General features: G+C 62.6%; 15 protein-coding genes and 2 tRNA genes. 11 read left to right on the forward strand and 6 right to left on the reverse strand.

From position 1 onward, the window contains the following. Window positions 1-72: 72 nt before the first annotated feature. From rsmG to rpmH, 6 genes are read right to left on the reverse strand one after another with little or no spacing between them, the layout of a single operon-like run. Window positions 73-723, reverse strand: a complete 651-nt coding sequence (gene rsmG / locus JOE41_RS11155; protein WP_209752379.1) for a 16S rRNA (guanine(527)-N(7))-methyltransferase RsmG — start codon at window positions 721-723, stop codon at window positions 73-75. Window positions 724-742: 19 nt separating this feature from the next. Beyond that, on the reverse strand, window positions 743-1,309 hold the full coding sequence (locus tag JOE41_RS11160; protein ID WP_011693989.1) for a R3H domain-containing nucleic acid-binding protein: 567 nt from the start codon (window positions 1,307-1,309) through the stop codon (window positions 743-745). Next, window positions 1,309-2,283 carry a membrane protein insertase YidC gene (gene yidC, locus JOE41_RS11165; RefSeq protein ID WP_209752380.1) on the reverse strand — a complete coding sequence of 325 codons (975 nt, stop codon included), beginning with the start codon at window positions 2,281-2,283 and terminating at the stop codon, window positions 1,309-1,311. Before yidC ends, JOE41_RS11160 begins: the two co-directional genes overlap by 1 nt. A 16-nt stretch (window positions 2,284-2,299) precedes the next feature. Next, on the reverse strand, window positions 2,300-2,695 hold the full coding sequence (gene yidD / locus JOE41_RS11170; RefSeq protein ID WP_011693991.1) for a membrane protein insertion efficiency factor YidD: 396 nt from the start codon (window positions 2,693-2,695) through the stop codon (window positions 2,300-2,302). Beyond that, window positions 2,688-3,098: a ribonuclease P protein component gene (gene rnpA, locus JOE41_RS11175; RefSeq protein WP_011693992.1), complete on the reverse strand. Its 411-nt coding sequence runs from the start codon at window positions 3,096-3,098 to the stop codon at window positions 2,688-2,690. Before rnpA ends, yidD begins: the two co-directional genes overlap by 8 nt. A gap of 42 nt (window positions 3,099-3,140) precedes the next feature. Continuing rightward, entirely contained in the window at window positions 3,141-3,278 is a 138-nt protein-coding gene (gene rpmH, locus JOE41_RS11180) for a 50S ribosomal protein L34 (protein ID WP_003800212.1), read from the reverse strand. A gap of 467 nt (window positions 3,279-3,745) precedes the next feature. On the opposite strand from rpmH, the gene dnaA reads away from it, so the two are divergent. From dnaA to JOE41_RS11235, 11 genes are all read left to right on the forward strand, one after another. Then, window positions 3,746-5,167, forward strand: coding sequence for a chromosomal replication initiator protein DnaA (gene dnaA, locus JOE41_RS11185; protein ID WP_043429166.1), 1,422 nt, complete (start codon window positions 3,746-3,748; stop codon window positions 5,165-5,167). Window positions 5,168-5,702: 535 nt separating this feature from the next. Then, window positions 5,703-6,827 carry a DNA polymerase III subunit beta gene (gene dnaN, locus JOE41_RS11190; RefSeq protein WP_011689873.1) on the forward strand — a complete coding sequence of 375 codons (1,125 nt, stop codon included), beginning with the start codon at window positions 5,703-5,705 and terminating at the stop codon, window positions 6,825-6,827. 50 nt (window positions 6,828-6,877) lie between these two features. After that, window positions 6,878-7,762 (forward strand): phosphogluconate dehydrogenase (NAD(+)-dependent, decarboxylating), encoded by an 885-nt coding sequence (gene gnd, locus JOE41_RS11195; RefSeq protein ID WP_011689874.1) that lies wholly within the window; start codon window positions 6,878-6,880, stop codon window positions 7,760-7,762. A gap of 36 nt (window positions 7,763-7,798) precedes the next feature. Beyond that, window positions 7,799-8,998 (forward strand): DNA replication/repair protein RecF, encoded by a 1,200-nt coding sequence (gene recF, locus JOE41_RS11200; protein WP_209752381.1) that lies wholly within the window; start codon window positions 7,799-7,801, stop codon window positions 8,996-8,998. Continuing rightward, window positions 8,995-9,552 carry a DUF721 domain-containing protein gene (locus JOE41_RS11205; protein WP_011689876.1) on the forward strand — a complete coding sequence of 186 codons (558 nt, stop codon included), beginning with the start codon at window positions 8,995-8,997 and terminating at the stop codon, window positions 9,550-9,552. The genes recF and JOE41_RS11205 overlap by 4 nt, the downstream gene beginning before the upstream one ends. Window positions 9,553-9,965: 413 nt before the next feature. Continuing rightward, window positions 9,966-12,056 carry a DNA topoisomerase (ATP-hydrolyzing) subunit B gene (gene gyrB, locus JOE41_RS11210; RefSeq protein ID WP_011689877.1) on the forward strand — a complete coding sequence of 697 codons (2,091 nt, stop codon included), beginning with the start codon at window positions 9,966-9,968 and terminating at the stop codon, window positions 12,054-12,056. 66 nt (window positions 12,057-12,122) lie between these two features. Then, on the forward strand, window positions 12,123-14,831 hold the full coding sequence (gyrA, locus tag JOE41_RS11215; protein WP_209752382.1) for a DNA gyrase subunit A: 2,709 nt from the start codon (window positions 12,123-12,125) through the stop codon (window positions 14,829-14,831). After that, entirely contained in the window at window positions 14,828-15,475 is a 648-nt protein-coding gene (locus JOE41_RS11220; RefSeq protein WP_011689879.1) for a DUF3566 domain-containing protein, read from the forward strand. The genes gyrA and JOE41_RS11220 overlap by 4 nt, the downstream gene beginning before the upstream one ends. A 98-nt stretch (window positions 15,476-15,573) precedes the next feature. Beyond that, a tRNA-Ile gene (locus tag JOE41_RS11225) sits at window positions 15,574-15,647 on the forward strand. A 23-nt stretch (window positions 15,648-15,670) separates the two neighbouring features. Further along, window positions 15,671-15,823: a DLW-39 family protein gene (locus JOE41_RS11230; protein WP_156810590.1), complete on the forward strand. Its 153-nt coding sequence runs from the start codon at window positions 15,671-15,673 to the stop codon at window positions 15,821-15,823. A 71-nt stretch (window positions 15,824-15,894) separates the two neighbouring features. Further along, window positions 15,895-15,970, forward strand: a tRNA-Ala gene (locus JOE41_RS11235). Window positions 15,971-16,029: the final 59 nt, after the last annotated feature.

Raw genomic sequence — 16,029 nt, forward strand, 5'->3', positions numbered from 1 at the left:
CTCATTCGGCTTTTTCTGCCGTTCACTAGCCTAACCGCTTCCCCCAAAAGACCCGCGGCACCGGGCCAGCTGCTAGGCAATCTTTTGCGTCTTATTAACGATGATGCGGACTACAGTGGTGGGTTCCTCGAGGAGGTCTTCCCCAACAACCACCACGGAGGTCTGAACGCCGCCGAGCTTGCGGATGGCTTTGGCAGCCTTCTCAATCTCTTCACCGGCGCTGCGTCCCTTGATGGCAACGACCTCACCCTTGCCCCCGAGCAGGGGGATGGTTAGCCCGGCCAGGTTGGACAATGCAGACACAGCCCGGGCCGTGACCACATCGGCATTCACCATACCGACGGCCAGTTCAGCCCGGGTTCGCATCACCGTGACGTTGGTCAGTCCGAGGTCATCCACGACCTCCTGCAGCCAGATGACGCGGCGTTCCAGCGGCTCAATCAGCGTCAGTTCAAGGTCAGGGCGCGCAATTGCCAGGCACAGCCCGGGCAATCCGGCGCCGCTCCCGACATCCGCGACGTGGCTTCCCCGGGCAATCTCGCGCTCAATGACGGCGCAATTCAGAACGTGGCGGCTCCAAAGCCGCGGCACTTCGCGGGGTCCGATCAGCCCACGCTCAGTTCCGGAGGTGGCCAGGTGCTCCACATAGCGCTCGGCCAGTTCCAGGCGGTCACCAAAGATGGCCTCGGCCGCCTTGAGTTCCGCGGCAGTAATGTCAACCATGGTCAGTGTCCCGGCGTCTTCAGTCTGCGGAGACAACGATGTGCCTCCCGGCACCTTCGCCTTCAGATTCGCTAACGAACCCGAGATCGGCCACAGCGTCGTGGACGATCTTCCGCTCGTAGGCGCTCATCGGCTCCAGCGCCACAGCGTTTCCGGATTCCTTGACGGAGGCCACGGCGTCCTCTGCAATCTTCTGCAGGTGGCCGGCGCGCTCCTGCCGGTAGCCGTTGATGTCCAGCACCAGGCGCGAGCGGTTCTCCGTGGCTGACAGGACCGACAGGCGGGTCAGCTCCTGCAGGGCTTCCAGCACTTCACCGTCGCGGCCAACAAGGCTTTCGAGCCCCGCTGATTCTTCCTCGGCCACGATGGAAATATAGGTCCGACCGTTCCGGACCTCGATATCGATGTCGCCGTCGATGTCGGCGATATCCAGCAGTTCCTCGAGGTAGTCGGCTGCGACGTCGCCCTCTTCTTCCAGCCGGCTCGCAGAAGAGCCCTTGCCCTCGTCCTGGATCTCATCCTGGGCGTCGTCCTGGTCTTCAATGGCCTCGCCGGAAACGGCGTTTTCGGTGCTATCGACAGACATTACTTCTTCTTCCTGTTCTTACGTTGTGGCTGGATGCGCTGGCCCTTGGCCTCGGCAACCGCGGCAGCGGCGGCAGCTTCAGCCTCGACGTCGGCCTTCTTGCCTCCCAGGATGGGCAGGGCCGGAAGGCCCTTGGCGGCACGGCGTTCGGCGAGGGCCTTGGCGGCGGGGGAACCCGGCGTCGGCATGCGGCGGATAACGAAGAACTGCTGTGCCATGGTCCAGAGGTTGGTGGTGGTCCAGTAGATGAGGACACCGATGGGGAAGTTAATGCCACCCACGCCGAAGACGACCGGCAGGATGTAGAGCATCATCTTCTGCTGGCGCATGAACGGGCTGGCCATGGCCTCTTCGGACATGTTCTTGGCCATGATCTGCTTCTGCGTGATGAACTGCGAGGCCGTCATGGCAAGGATCATCACGATCGAGAGGATCCAGACTGCGGTCTGGTTGCCGGCGCCGCCGTGCAGCAGGGAAGCCGAAAGCGTGGCCCCGAAGATGCTGGAATCGTCGAACTGCACCACCTGCTCGTGGCTCATTGCCCCGATACCGGCACCCTTGGTCCGGGCGGCCGTGATGCCGGAGAGCACCTGGAACAGTGCGAAGAAGAACGGCATCTGGATCAGCATGGGCAGGCAGGCCGAGAACGGGTTGGTCCCGTGCTTCTTGTACATGGCCATCTGTTCCTGCGCCATGGCCTGGCGGGACAGCTGGTCGGTCTTTCCCTTGTACTTGTCCTGCAGTTTCTTCAGGTCCGGCTGCAGGAGCTGCATACCGCGCTGGGCCTTGATCTGCTTGACGAAAACGGGAATCAGGGCGGCACGGATGACCAGCACCAGCCCGATGATGGACAACGTCCACGTCCAGCCGTTGGCAGCCGGCAGGCCAATGGCACTCAGGCCTTCATGGAAGCCCACCATGATGACTGACACCAGCCACTTGAACGGAAACATAATTGTTTCAAAGAAGTCCATACGATATCCCTATTCGTTAGGCCGCAGTGCGGCCTTCTCCATCAGACTGTGCAGCCAGGTACTTGTCCGGGTTGTTCAGTACAACAATTGTGGGGGTCTGGTTTTCAGGCCAGTGGCGATGACCGGCGGGGACATGGTCCACACCGCCGGCATTCCAAGGATGGCAGCGAACCAGGCGCCGGGCCGCAAGCCAGCTTCCCTTGACGGCGCCATGGACCGTGATTGCTTCGAGGGCGTATGCCGAGCACGAAGGAAAGAAGCGGCAGACCTGGCCGTACAAGGGCGAAATCACCTTGCGGTAGGTCATCAGCAGCAGAATAAGAAAGTTGCGGGGCAGGTTCCAGAGCGTCCTGCCCACCAGGACGGCAGCGGGTTTCAAGAAGCGGACGACGGCGGCAATCGAGTTACGCACGCGGTGTCCCTTCCTGTCTTGTTTCCCGTGAAACCACTGAAGCGGCCCGAGGAAGGCGGCCGCCCAGCCGTTTCATGGTCGTTTCCAGAGCGGCGTTGTAGTCTGCCAGCAGTTGGTCCCAGCTGGCAGCCGCGGCCGCAGGCAGTGCCCGGACCACAATGGCGAACCCGGTACCGTACTGCTGCAACGACAAAGCACCGGCTTCCCTCAGTCTCCTCTTAACGAGGTTCCTGACAACAGCGTTCCCGACACTCTTGGAAACGATGAATCCGATCCGGCTTGGTTCGTCAGCAGCAATAGCTACCGTATATAACACTACGTTCCGGCGTCCATTGCGGACGCCGGAACGTACAGTTGTTGAAAAATCGGTTGATGTCCTCAGACGGTTCCTGGTGGCTAGCACCGTTAAACTCGCAAAGGGATGGTGACCGACGAGTCAGTGTATTTAGGCCGACAGTTCGGTGCGGCCCTTGCCACGACGGGCTGCCAGGATGGCACGGCCGGCACGGGTACGCATACGAAGGCGGAAGCCGTGCTTCTTGGCTCGACGGCGGTTATTCGGCTGAAAAGTCCGCTTGCTCACGTTAGTTACTCCAGTGGATCAAAGGTGCGCCCACCCGATCAAAAAGGGGAAGAACTGGCCGACGCTAAGTTTTGTATATGCACGCTGCCCTCGGCTCGTAGGACGCAGAACGTCAGAGAGATTCAAATGAGGTCGAAAAGCGGACACAAAGGACTTCACAACGTTAGGCCAGGAAGCGTCGCGTAGTCAAACCGGACTGGTCTTCACCACCCTGCGGCTGCTGTGGTCAACCTCTGCCCACAGCCTGTGGATGAAGTGGCTCACAGGGCACGTTTTCGAACCACAACGGTGTAATTATCCACAAGGCTGCACCCAGCTATCTTCTAGGCTTTTCATCCCCTAGAGTGGCTCAGTAGCCGATTATCCACGCTCTGTGCATAACCCTGTGGATTAAGCCGGAACCAGACCCCTGGTTCAGGACTTGTGGCTGCAGGTAATGCAGGCAAGCAAGTTTGAGGAACTGATTGATGACAGTAGACGAAGCCAACCACGCGAATACTGTCGGAAGTTCCTGGCGGCGGGTTGTGAGTCTTCTGGAGCAGGACCACCGGGTTTCACCCCGGCAGCGCGGCTTCGTGATCCTCGCCCAGGCACAGGGCCTCATCGGCTCAACGCTCCTGGTGGCCGTACCCAACGAACTCACCCGCGAAGTCCTGCAGACCCAGGTCAAAGAAGCTCTCGACGACGCCCTGCACAACGTCTTCTCCGACGACATCCGCTGCGCAATCGACGTGGACACCGATCTGGTGCCCGTCCACACGGAGCCGGAACCCGCCGTCGAACTTTCCCTCGCTACTGATCCCACGGTGGAACTGAAGCCGCAGCCCATGCTGCCGAGCACGTCCCACGAATTCGGCCGGCTCAACCCGAAGTACGTCTTCGACACGTTCGTGATCGGTTCCTCGAACCGGTTTGCACACGCCGCAGCCGTCGCCGTCGCTGAGGCACCGGCCAAGGCCTACAATCCGCTGTTCATCTACGGTGACTCCGGCTTGGGAAAGACCCACCTGCTGCACGCGATCGGGCATTACGCCCGCCGCCTCTACAGCGGCATCCGGGTCCGCTACGTGAACTCCGAAGAATTCACCAACGACTTCATCAACTCCATCCGGGACGATGAAGGCACCAGTTTCAAGACCACGTACCGCAACGTGGACGTCCTGCTGATCGACGACATCCAGTTCCTGGCCGGCAAGGACCGCACGCTGGAGGAGTTCTTCCACACGTTCAATGCGCTCCACAACAACAACAAGCAGGTGGTCATCACCTCCGACCAGCCGCCCAAGCTGCTCGCAGGATTCGAGGACAGGATGAAGTCCCGCTTCGAGTGGGGCCTGCTGACCGACATCCAGCCGCCGGAACTGGAAACCCGTATTGCGATCCTCCGCAAGAAGGCCCTCAGTGAAGGTCTGTCCGCGCCGGACGACGCACTTGAGTACATCGCGTCCAAAATCTCCAGCAACATCCGCGAACTCGAAGGCGCACTCATCCGCGTCACCGCGTTCGCCAGCCTGAACCGGCAGCCGGTGGACGTTGCTCTCGCCGAAATGGTCCTCAAGGACCTCATCACGGACGACGGCGCCCAGGAGATCACTTCCGCGCAGATCCTCACGCAGACCGCAGACTACTTCAAGCTCAGCATGGAGGAACTCTGCAGCAAATCCCGGACGCGCACGCTGGTGACGGCACGGCAGATCGCCATGTACCTGTGTCGGGAGCTGACCGACATGTCGCTCCCCAAGATCGGCCAGGAGCTCGGCGGCCGCGACCACACCACGGTGATCCACGCCGACCGCAAGATCCGTGAACTGATGGCCGAGCGTCGTGTGATCTACAACCAGGTTACGGAGCTGACCAACCGCATCAAACAGCAGCAGCGGGATTCCTAAGCCGGGCTTCCGCCCCGCACTCTTACCTTATTAACAGGCGCATGTGGATAAGCCTGTGGATAGTTAAGGGGACAACCCCGGTTAATGGGCTTAAAACCCTTAAGGCATCTGTGGATCAGCGAAACGGCCAAAAAAGTTGTCCCCATCCACACCCTGTTTAAAACCTGCTTCGCCCACAACGGATGAACAGGGCTTAACCGCGGAATCGTGCCGTGAGACGGGGTTATCCACAGTTTCCACAGCAGTTATTAACACTACTAATCCCAAAAAATTGAAATTCCCTCAAACAACAATTTCCTTCTCCGCCACACACAGCCTCGTGGCCTCGGCCCCAAAGGGCCTCCGGGCCTGCCGGGGATGGGGAAATCCTGAATCTTCCGGCTAAGCTGTCAGCAGCGCTCCCATCCTTGGGTCTGTTTGTGGTTCAGCAAGCGTGGACCATGCAGGTTCCGGTGTCCGGGGGCAGGTTTTTCGAGTTCCCTAAGGGAGTTCGCGTTGAGAAAATGGCAGCAGCAATGAAAGGCGGCACCCTTCCGTGAAGTTCAGAGTCGAACGGGACGTCCTGGCAGAAGCCGTCACATGGACCGCCCGGTCGTTGTCTCCGCGGCCTCCGGTTCCGGTGCTTTCCGGGCTCCTCCTCAAGGCCGAAGCAGGCACCGTCAGCCTCTCGAGCTTTGACTACGAAACGTCGGCCCGCCTTGAAATACCGGCCGACATCAGCGTTGAAGGCACCATTCTGGTTTCGGGCCGCCTGCTCGCGGACATCTGCCGCAGCCTGCCATCTGCCCCGGTTGACGTCGAGACCGACGGCAACAAAGTCACGCTCACCTGCCGCCGCAGTAGCTTCCACCTGGCCACCATGCCCGAAGCCGAATACCCGCCGCTGCCGGCGTTGCCCACGATCAGCGGAACCGTCCCGGGCGATTCCTTTGCGCAGGCTGTCTCCCAGGTGATCATCGCCGCGAGCAAGGACGACACCCTGCCGATCCTCACTGGCGTCCGGATGGAAATCGAAGACGACCTCATCACCCTGCTGGCCACAGACCGCTACCGTCTGGCCATGCGCGAGGTACCTTGGAAGCCTGTCACCCCGGGAATCTCCACCAGCGCCCTGGTCAAGGCCAAAACCCTGAACGAAGTTGCAAAAACGCTGGGCAACAGCGGTGACATCAACCTCGCCCTGGCCGACGACGACAGCCGGCTCATCGGCTTCGAAAGCGGCGGACGCACCACCACGTCCCTCCTTGTGGATGGCGACTACCCCAAGATCCGTTCACTGTTCCCGGATGCCACCCCGATCCACGCCACCGTGCAGACCCAGGAACTGGTCGAGGCTGTCCGGCGCGTCTCCCTGGTCGCCGAACGGAACACGCCTGTCCGCCTGGCCTTCACCGACGGCCAGCTCCACTTGGACGCCGGCACCGGCGAAGATGCGCAGGCTTCGGAAGAACTTGAGGCCCAGCTGACGGGCGACGAAATCACGGTTGCGTTCAACCCGCACTACCTGATTGAGGGCCTGAGCGTCATCGAAACCAAGTTCGTGCGCTTTTCCTTCACCACGGCACCCAAGCCCGCCATGATCACGGCGCAGGTCGACGCCGACGGCGAAGACCAGGACGACTACCGTTACCTGGTCATGCCGGTGCGCCTGCCCAACTAGGCAGCAGCCGCAGCCCCTCCACCACACCAGCGCAGAAAAGAGTTCCTACCGTGCACATCGGACTAATCGGCCTTGGAAAAATGGGTTTCAACATGCGCGAGCGGCTGCGCAAGGGCGGCCTTGAAGTCACCGGCTTCGATCGCAACCCTGACGTCACGGACGTCGCCACCGTGGACGAACTCATCGCGGCTGTTCCGGCTCCCCGCGTCATCTGGGTCATGGTTCCGGCGGGCGAGATCACTGACGCCGTCATCACCGAGCTGGGTTCCAAGCTCGACGCCGGCGACCTGGTGATTGACGGCGGCAACTCCCGCTTCACCGAAGACCAGAAACACGGCGCCGCGCTGGCTGAAAAGGGCATCCGCTTCGCGGACTGCGGAGTGTCAGGCGGTGTGTGGGGCCTACAGAACGGCTACGGCCTGATGGCCGGCGGCGATGCCGCCGATATTGAACGGGCCATGCCCGCTTTTGATGCACTCCGCCCCGAGGGTGACCGGGCGGACAGCTTCGTCCACGTTGGCGGCATCGGCGCGGGCCACTACGCGAAAATGGTGCACAACGGCATCGAGTACGGGCTTATGCAGGCCTACGCAGAGGGCTACGAACTGCTGGCTGCCAAGGACATCGTCACGGACCTGCCGGGGACTTTCCGCGCCTGGCAGAAAGGAACGGTAGTGCGTTCCTGGCTGCTGGACCTCATGGTCAAGGCGCTGGACGAAGATCCGGGCCTGGCCTCGATCGACGACTACGTCGAAGATTCCGGGGAAGGACGCTGGACCGTTGAAGAGGCAATCGCCAATGCGGTTCCCGCGCCGGCCATCACAGCGGCTTTGTTCGCCCGCTTCTCGTCCCGCGAAGACAACTCGCCGGCCATGAAGATGGTGTCCGCGCTGCGCCACCAGTTCGGCGGGCACGCCACCCGTCCGGCCAAGTAGCGGCAATCCGGGCAGTACGGGAATCCTGAAGACCGCGTGTACCTAGAAAAGCTCTCGCTGACCGATTTTCGCAGTTATGCCCAGGTGGACCTCACCCTCGAACCCGGGGTGACGGTGCTCGTGGGGTACAACGGCATCGGCAAGACCAACCTCATGGAGGCCATCGGGTACCTGGCCACGCTCAGCTCGCACCGCGTCAGTTCGGACGCTCCGCTGCTGCGCTTCGGTACCGAGCGCGCGCTGATCAGGGCGAAGCTGGTCCGGGGCGGGCAGTCCACCGTGCTGGAGCTGGAAATCAACGGCAGCCGCGCGAACCGGGGGCGGATCAACCGCAGCAACCCCGTCCGTGCCCGCGACATCCTGGGTATCTGCCAGACGGTTCTTTTTGCACCCGAAGACCTTGCGCTGGTGAAGGGGGATCCATCCAACCGCCGTCGTTTCCTTGACGAGCTGCTGGTCAGCCTGATGCCGCGACATTCGGCCACTCGAACCGATTACGACCGTGTCCTCAAACAGCGCAACGCGCTGCTCAAATCGGGCCGGTCGGGGAAGTTCACAGCCGGTCACGAGGCCACCCTCGATGTTTGGGACCAGCACATGGCCAGGGCCGGCGCCGAGCTGCTTCACGCTCGCCTGGAACTGGTGGAACGGATCCGGCCCCACCTGAAGGCTGCCTATGCCCAGCTGACTGACGGGTCCAAGGAAGCTGACGCGATCTACCGTTCCACGCTCCAGGGCATACTGGACGACGACGGCGCCGGCTACGCTGCGGAACCCGCCGCCGTCGAACGCGTCGAGGACCTCCGGGCACTGTCCGTCGAGGAACTCACCCAACGCTACGTGCAGGCTTTTGCGGCGTCCCGCCGCAAGGAACTGGAACGGGGAATCTCCCTTGTGGGACCCCACCGCGACGACGTCGAACTTATCCTCGGTGAGGCGCCCGCGAAAGGGTATGCCTCGCATGGCGAAACGTGGTCCATGTGCCTGTCCCTGCGGCTGGCGTCCTACTACGTGATGCTCGACGACGCCCGCACCGGAGGTTCCGCACCGATTCTTATCCTTGACGACGTGTTTGCCGAACTCGACGTTCAGCGGCGGCGTAAACTGGCGGCAATAGTATCCGGTGCCGAACAGGTGCTGGTGACCGCCGCCGTCGACGCCGACATTCCAGACGAGCTGGCCGGGCGGCGGGTGAAGGTGGTCCCGGGAGGAATCGATGAGTCGGAATCCCGATGAATAAAGATGCTGGCGGCCTGCAGCCGGGCCGCGACCCAGACGACATCGATGCTGCCCAGGCGGCGCTCAACCGGATGCGCGAGGCGGCCGCTGCCCGCGGTGAAATCCGACGGAAGGCTCCGCTTCCCGGCGGCGCAGCCAAGAAGCCGGGGCGCAGCAGTGCCGGAACCCGGGGTTTCACCCAGTTCCACGGCACGGGCCGGGACCCGCTGGGCCTGGGCAAAGTGGTGGGGCGGCTAGTGGCCGAACGCGGCTGGACGTCACCGGTGGCAGTCGGGTCCGTGATGGCGGAGTGGGGCACCCTCGTGGGTCCGGAAATTTCGGCGCACTGCACGCCGGAGAGCTTCACCGACACTACGCTCCACGTTCGGTGCGATTCCACGGCGTGGGCCACCCAGCTGCGCCTGCTCAGCTTCAGCCTCCTCGAGAAATTCCGGACCGAACTGGGCGAGGGCGTGGTCACCAAGATCCAGGTCCTCGGACCGGCGGCTCCGAGCTGGCGGAAGGGCGGGCGGACGGTCAACGGCCGCGGTCCCCGCGACACGTACGGATAGCGCGGAACACGTTGGCTGCCCGTGCGTTCCCGGCAGCCGCTGGCACGGACTCTTGAAAAATGGTCAAACGGCGTGTAGGGCGCTCCAACGACCCGTGGCCGTATAGGAACCCAGAACCCGGACCCCTGGAGCCTTGCAGGTGGGGCCAACGGCCTGCCAGCACCATATTCCCCCGCGTTTGCGGGCCTGGAATGCGGGATTACACTCTCCAGCACGGTAGAATCGTGGTAGATAACTGGGCGCCGGTGAAACGTTGACTGAGTCCGTTTTCCGGCGCTTTTTTGCGGCCGGGGGACGGTTCCGCCAGTCAACGAAGTAATCGGCGTCATCAGTGACGTGCCTGTTGGCAGGAGCCTCTTCTATCGGAGACGGTGACGGCCGGCCATACGAATACAGAGGAGTCGAAAGCGCCTGTGGCTAACGACAATGCAGATATCCCGGCAGTGGAACCCGCAGCTGAGGATGCCCGTACACCTGATGCGCCGGCGGAGGCAGCCGAACGCAAGGGATACGGTGCGAGCGACATCACCGTCCTTGAAGGACTCGAAGCTGTCCGGAAACGCCCCGGCATGTACATCGGTTCCACGGGACCCCGCGGTCTCCACCACCTCGTGTACGAAGTGGTGGACAACTCCGTGGATGAAGCCCTGGCCGGGTACTGCACCCACATTGAAATTGTTCTGCAGGCCGACGGCGGCGTCAAAGTGGTGGACGACGGCCGCGGCATCCCCGTGGACATGCACCCCACCGAACACAAGCCCACGGTTGAGGTTGTCATGACCATCCTGCACGCCGGCGGAAAATTCGGCGGCGGCGGATATGCCGTCTCCGGCGGCCTGCACGGCGTGGGCATCTCCGTGGTCAACGCGCTTTCCAGCCGTGTGGACACGGAAGTGCGGCGCCAGGGCCACGTCTGGCGGATGTCCTTCGCCGATGGCGGCAAACCCCAGGGCAGCCTCGTCAAAGGTGAAGAGACGGACCAGACCGGTACGACGCAGACGTTCTACCCCGATGCAAGCATCTTCGAGAGCACGGAATTCGACTTCGAAACGCTGCGTGCCCGCTTCCAGCAGATGGCGTTCCTCAACAAGGGCCTGCGCATCACGCTGACGGACGAGCGCCGTGAGGCACTGGAGTCGTCGGAAGACGGGGACCTGGATCTCGATAACGTTCCCACCGAAGGCGAAGTCGCCGCCGAATACCGGACAGTTGTGTACCAGTACGACGACGGCCTGCTGGACTACGTGAAACACCTGAACTCCGGCAAGAAGGTCGACGTTGTCCATGAGGACGTCATCGCCTTCGAAACCGAGGACAAAGACCGGAAAATCGCCCTGGAAATGGCGATGCAGTGGACCAACGCATACTCCGAGAGCGTCCACACCTACGCCAACACCATCAACACGCACGAGGGCGGAACCCACGAAGAGGGTTTCCGCGCCGCCATGACGTCGCTCATCAACCGCTACGCGCGGGAGAAGAACATCATCAAGGAAAAAGACGACAACCTCACGGGTGATGACATCCGCGAAGGCCTGACCGCCGTCATTTCCGTGAAGCTGGCGGAACCCCAGTTCGAAGGCCAGACCAAGACCAAACTCGGCAACTCCGAGGTCAAGGGCTTCGTCCAGCGCGTGGTCACCGACGGCCTAGGCGACTGGCTGGAGCGCAATCCCGGCCCGGCCCGCGACGTCATCCGCAAGGCAATTTCCGCAGCGCAGGCCCGCATGGCCGCCCGCAAGGCCCGCGACAACGCACGCCGCAAGAGCCCGCTGGAGTCCTTCGGCATGCCGGGCAAGTTGTCGGACTGCTCCTCGAAGGACCCGGAAAAGTGCGAGGTCTACATCGTGGAGGGTGACTCCGCCGGCGGTTCGGCCAAGCGCGGCCGGAACCCGGAAACACAGGCCATCCTCCCGCTGCGAGGCAAGATCCTGAACGTTGAGCGGGCACGGCTGGACAAGGCCCTCGGCAACAACGAGGTCCAGTCCATGATCACTGCATTCGGCACCGGCATTGGCGAGGACTTCGACCTCGCCAAGCTGCGCTATCACAAGATCGTGCTCATGGCCGATGCCGACGTGGATGGCCAGCACATCACCACGCTGCTGATGACGCTGCTGTTCCGCTACATGCGGCCGCTGATCGAGAACGGCTATGTGTACCTCGCCCAGCCGCCGTTGTACCGGATCAAGTGGTCCAACGCGCCCCACGATTATGTCTACAGCGACCGGGAGCGCGACGCCCGGCTTCTGGCCGGTCAGGCCGCAGGACGCCGCATTCCGAAGGACAACGGCATCCAGCGTTACAAGGGCCTTGGCGAGATGGACTACACGGAACTGTGGGACACCACCATGGATCCTGACCACCGGACTCTGCTGCAGGTCACCATGGACGACGCCCTCGCGGCCGACCAGATCTTCACCGTGCTAATGGGCGAGGACGTTGAATCACGCCGAAACTTCATTCAGCAAAACGCCAAGGATGTCAGGTTCCTGGATATCTAACGGGCCTGCGAACAAGCCCGCAAGTATTCCTGAAGCGACATATACCTGAAACGGAAAATATAGACTATGAGTGACGAAACACCCGAGGTTCCTGCGGATTCCGCCGGCCCCGTTGAGCCCGTTTTGGAGGGCGACGTGCTGGTCGACCGCGTGGAGCAGGTGGACCTGCAGACGGAAATGCAGCGCTCCTACCTTGACTACGCCATGGCCGTTATAGTCGGCCGTGCGTTGCCGGACGTCCGCGACGGACTCAAGCCGGTCCACCGCCGGGTTCTCTACGCCATGTTCGACGGCGGCTACCGCCCGGACCGCTCCTTCAACAAGTGCGCCCGCGTGGTGGGCGAGGTCATGGGCCAGTACCACCCGCACGGTGACACGGCCATCTACGATGCCCTGGTGCGCCTCATCCAGGACTGGACCATGCGCTACCCGCTGGCCCTGGGCCAGGGCAACTTCGGTTCGCCCGGCAATGACGGCGCAGCAGCACCGCGGTACACCGAAACCAAGATGGCCCCCCTTGCCATGGAAATGGTCCGGGACATCGACGAGGAAACTGTCGATTTCCAGGACAACTATGACGGCAAGAACCAGGAACCCACCATCCTGCCGGCCCGCTTCCCCAACCTGTTGGTCAACGGGTCCTCGGGCATCGCCGTCGGCATGGCCACCAACATTCCGCCGCACAACCTCCGCGAGGTTGCCGACGGCGTGCAGTGGTACCTGGCCAACCCGACTGCCAGCCGCGAAGAGCTGCTGGAAGAGCTTTTGCTTCGAATCAAGGGCCCGGACTTCCCGACGGGGGCCACCATCCTGGGCCACAAGGGGATCGAGGACGCCTACCGCACGGGCCGCGGCTCCATCACCATGCGGGCCGTGGTCAATGTGGAGGAACTCCAGGGCCGTACCTGCCTGGTGGTCACCGAACTGCCCTACCAGGCCAACCCGGACAATCTGGCGATCAAGATCGCTGAACTCGTCAAGGACGGCAAGATCTCCGGAATCGCCGACCTGCGCGACGAAACGTCCGGACGTACCGGCCAGCGCCTCGTGATTGTGCTCAAGCGCGACGCCGTGGCGAAGGTGGTGCTGAACAACCTCTACAAGCACACCCAGCTGCAGGACAACTTCGCTGCAAACATGCTGGCCATTGTGGACGGTGTTCCGCGGACGCTCAGCCTGGATGCCTTCATCCGCCACTGGGTCGCCCACCAGATGGACGTCATCGCACGCCGGACCCGGTACCGCCTGCGCAAGGCCGAAGAGGAGGCGCACATCCTGCGTGCCCTCCTCAAGGCATTGGACATGCTGGACGAGGTCATCGCCCTCATCCGCGCGTCCAACACCACTGAAGCGGCCCGCGACGGCCTGATGCAGCTGCTGGACATCGACGAGCTGCAGGCCCGCGCCATCCTGGACATGCAGCTTCGCCGGCTTGCAGCGCTGGAACGCCAGAAGATCCAGGACCGCCACGCTGAACTCGAGGCCCTGATCGCCGAGTACAACTCGATCCTTGCCTCGGAGGAGCGCCAGCGGGAAATCATCAGTACCGAGCTTTCCGAGATTGTCGCCAAGCACGGAGATGACCGCCGCACGAAGATCCTGATGGGTTTCGACGGTGACATGTCCATGGAAGACCTCATTCCCGAAGAGGAAATGGTGGTCACCATTACGCGCGGCGGCTACGTCAAGCGCACGCGCAGCGACAACTACCGCTCCCAGCAGCGCGGCGGCAAGGGCATCAAGGGCGCCCAGCTGCGCGGGGACGACGTTGTGGAGCACTTCTTCGTCACCACCACCCACCACTGGCTGCTGTTCTTCACCAACCTGGGACGTGTCTACCGCGCCAAGGCCTACGAACTTGTGGAAGCAGGGCGTGACGCCAAGGGCCAGCACGTAGCCAACCTGCTGGCGTTCCAGCCGGATGAGCACATTGCCCAGGTGCTGGACCTCCGCGACTACCAGCACGCCCCGTACCTGGTGCTGGCCACCAAGCGCGGCCTGGTCAAGAAGACCCGCCTGGAGGACTACGACACCAACCGTTCCGCCGGCGTCATCGCGATCAACCTGCGCGACGGCGACGAACTCGTCTCCGCCCAGCTTGTCTCGGAAACCGATGACCTGATGCTGGTTTCACGGATGGGCCAGTCCATCCGCTTCACGGCCACCGACGATGCGCTGCGTCCGATGGGCCGGGCCACCTCCGGCGTGACCGGCATGAAGTTCCGCGAGGACGATGAATTGTTGGCGGCCGACGTCGTCAAGGACGGCTCGTTCGTCTTCATCGTCACCGAAGGCGGCTACGCCAAGCGGACCGCGGTGGAGGAATACCGCCTCCAGGGCCGCGGCGGCCTTGGCATCAAGGTCGGAAAATACCAGGAAGAGCGGGGCCATCTCGTAGGTGCCCTCATTGTCCAGGAAGAGGATGAAGTCCTCGTTGTCATGGAAGGCGGCAAGGTGGTCCGGTCCTCGGTGGCCGGAGTGCCTGCCAAGGGCCGTGACACCATGGGCGTCATCTTCGCCAAGCCGGACAAAAACGACCGCATCATCGAGGTGGCGCGGAACAGCGAACGCGGCCTGGAGGGTGAGGAGGCCGATGGCATCGACCCGGAAAACCCGGCAGGAAGCCCGGCTGCGGCCGGGGATGACGTAACGTTGGCTGAAGATGCCGGATCCCATGGCGGGTCCGCAGAGGCAGATTCAGCACCGGCCGTGGAATCCGACGAGTCATCGGACAACGCTGAGCTGGACGAAGAAAATACCGGAGGTAACGAGTGAGTAATTCCGACTCATATCCCAAGCCGAACAGCAACACTCCCGGCGGGATCAGGCAGCCGGCGTCCGCTCCGCGCGTGAACGCCCCCGTACGTCCCCAGCAGCGGCCTTCGACGCCGGGTGCTCCGGCCCAGCGCCCCGTGGTCCCCGGCCAGCGTCCGGCGCAGGGGCCGCGCCCCGGCCAGGCACCCCAGGGTCAACGTCCCGGGGCTCCGGCCCAGCGGCCTGCCCAGGGCGGCGCCCAGGGTGCCCCGGGCCTGGTCAAGCCGGCTCCGAAGGCCAAGGTCCGCCGTGCCCGGCTTCTCATCAGCAAGGTGGACCCTTGGTCCGTGCTGAAGATGGCCTTCCTGCTGTCCGTTGCGCTTGGCATCGTCACTGTCGTTGCGGCCATCGTCCTGTGGACCGTCCTGGACCTCACGGGCATCTTCGACCAGGTGGACAGCCTGCTTGGAACCCTTGCCGGTTCCGAAGGCGGCGGGTTCGAACTGAAGAAGGTCGCTTCGCTGGGCCAGGTGGCCTCGTTCGCGGTCATCATCGCCGTGGTGAATGTGGTGCTCCTGACTGCCCTGTCGATGCTTTCGGCCGTGCTGTACAACATCTCCGCCACCCTTGTCGGTGGCATCGGCGTGACCCTCACGGACGATTAGTCCACGGAATTTCGCCGGAATTCCACCGGTGAAATGCCTCGATTTGAGATCGGGCCGGGATGTGCTGTAAAGTCATGTCTCGGCCCGATGAGGCATCGGGGCGTATAGCTCAGGCGGTTAGAGCGCTTCGCTGATAACGAAGAGGTCCCAGGTTCAAGTCCTGGTACGCCCACGGAACCTGCACAGGTTTTGGAAATGGTTCGGATAAAACCGGACCGGAACGGGGTGCATGTGAAGAAGTTGCTGGTTGTTGCAGTGGCTATCGCAGGCGCGCTGCTCTTCAAGAAGGTGCAGGAATCCGAAGCCCGGAAGACGGTCTGGAGCGATTCGACTGACACTGTCGAATAGTCCGGATCCCGGTACGGATGCTGGTCAGAAGGCATCCGGAACTAGGGTATGATTGACGGGTTGCTTCTTATGGGGGCATGGCGCAATTGGTAGCGCACCTGCTTTGCAAGCAGGGGGTTCGGGGTTCGAGTCCCCGTGCCTCCACCATAAGGAAGGCCCCGGAATGCGGAAACGCAATCCGGGGCCTTTTGCTTTGCCTTCGACCC

It is taken from the genome of Arthrobacter sp. PvP103 (assembly GCF_017833075.1).
GTDB lineage: Bacteria > Actinomycetota > Actinomycetes > Actinomycetales > Micrococcaceae > Arthrobacter.

What these genes read in the sequence shown, in the direction of transcription:
- rsmG (WP_209752379.1), bottom strand. Translation starts at nt 723, where the DNA reads ATGGTTGACATTACTGCCGCGGAACTCAAGGCGGCCGAGGCCATCTTT.
- JOE41_RS11160 (WP_011693989.1), bottom strand. Translation starts at nt 1,309, where the DNA reads ATGTCTGTCGATAGCACCGAAAACGCCGTTTCCGGCGAGGCCATTGAA.
- yidC (WP_209752380.1), bottom strand. Translation starts at nt 2,283, where the DNA reads ATGGACTTCTTTGAAACAATTATGTTTCCGTTCAAGTGGCTGGTGTCA.
- dnaA (WP_043429166.1), top strand. Translation starts at nt 3,746, where the DNA reads ATGACAGTAGACGAAGCCAACCACGCGAATACTGTCGGAAGTTCCTGG.
- JOE41_RS11205 (WP_011689876.1), top strand. Translation starts at nt 8,995, where the DNA reads ATGAATAAAGATGCTGGCGGCCTGCAGCCGGGCCGCGACCCAGACGAC.
- gyrA (WP_209752382.1), top strand. Translation starts at nt 12,123, where the DNA reads ATGAGTGACGAAACACCCGAGGTTCCTGCGGATTCCGCCGGCCCCGTT.
- JOE41_RS11230 (WP_156810590.1), top strand. Translation starts at nt 15,671, where the DNA reads ATGGTTCGGATAAAACCGGACCGGAACGGGGTGCATGTGAAGAAGTTG.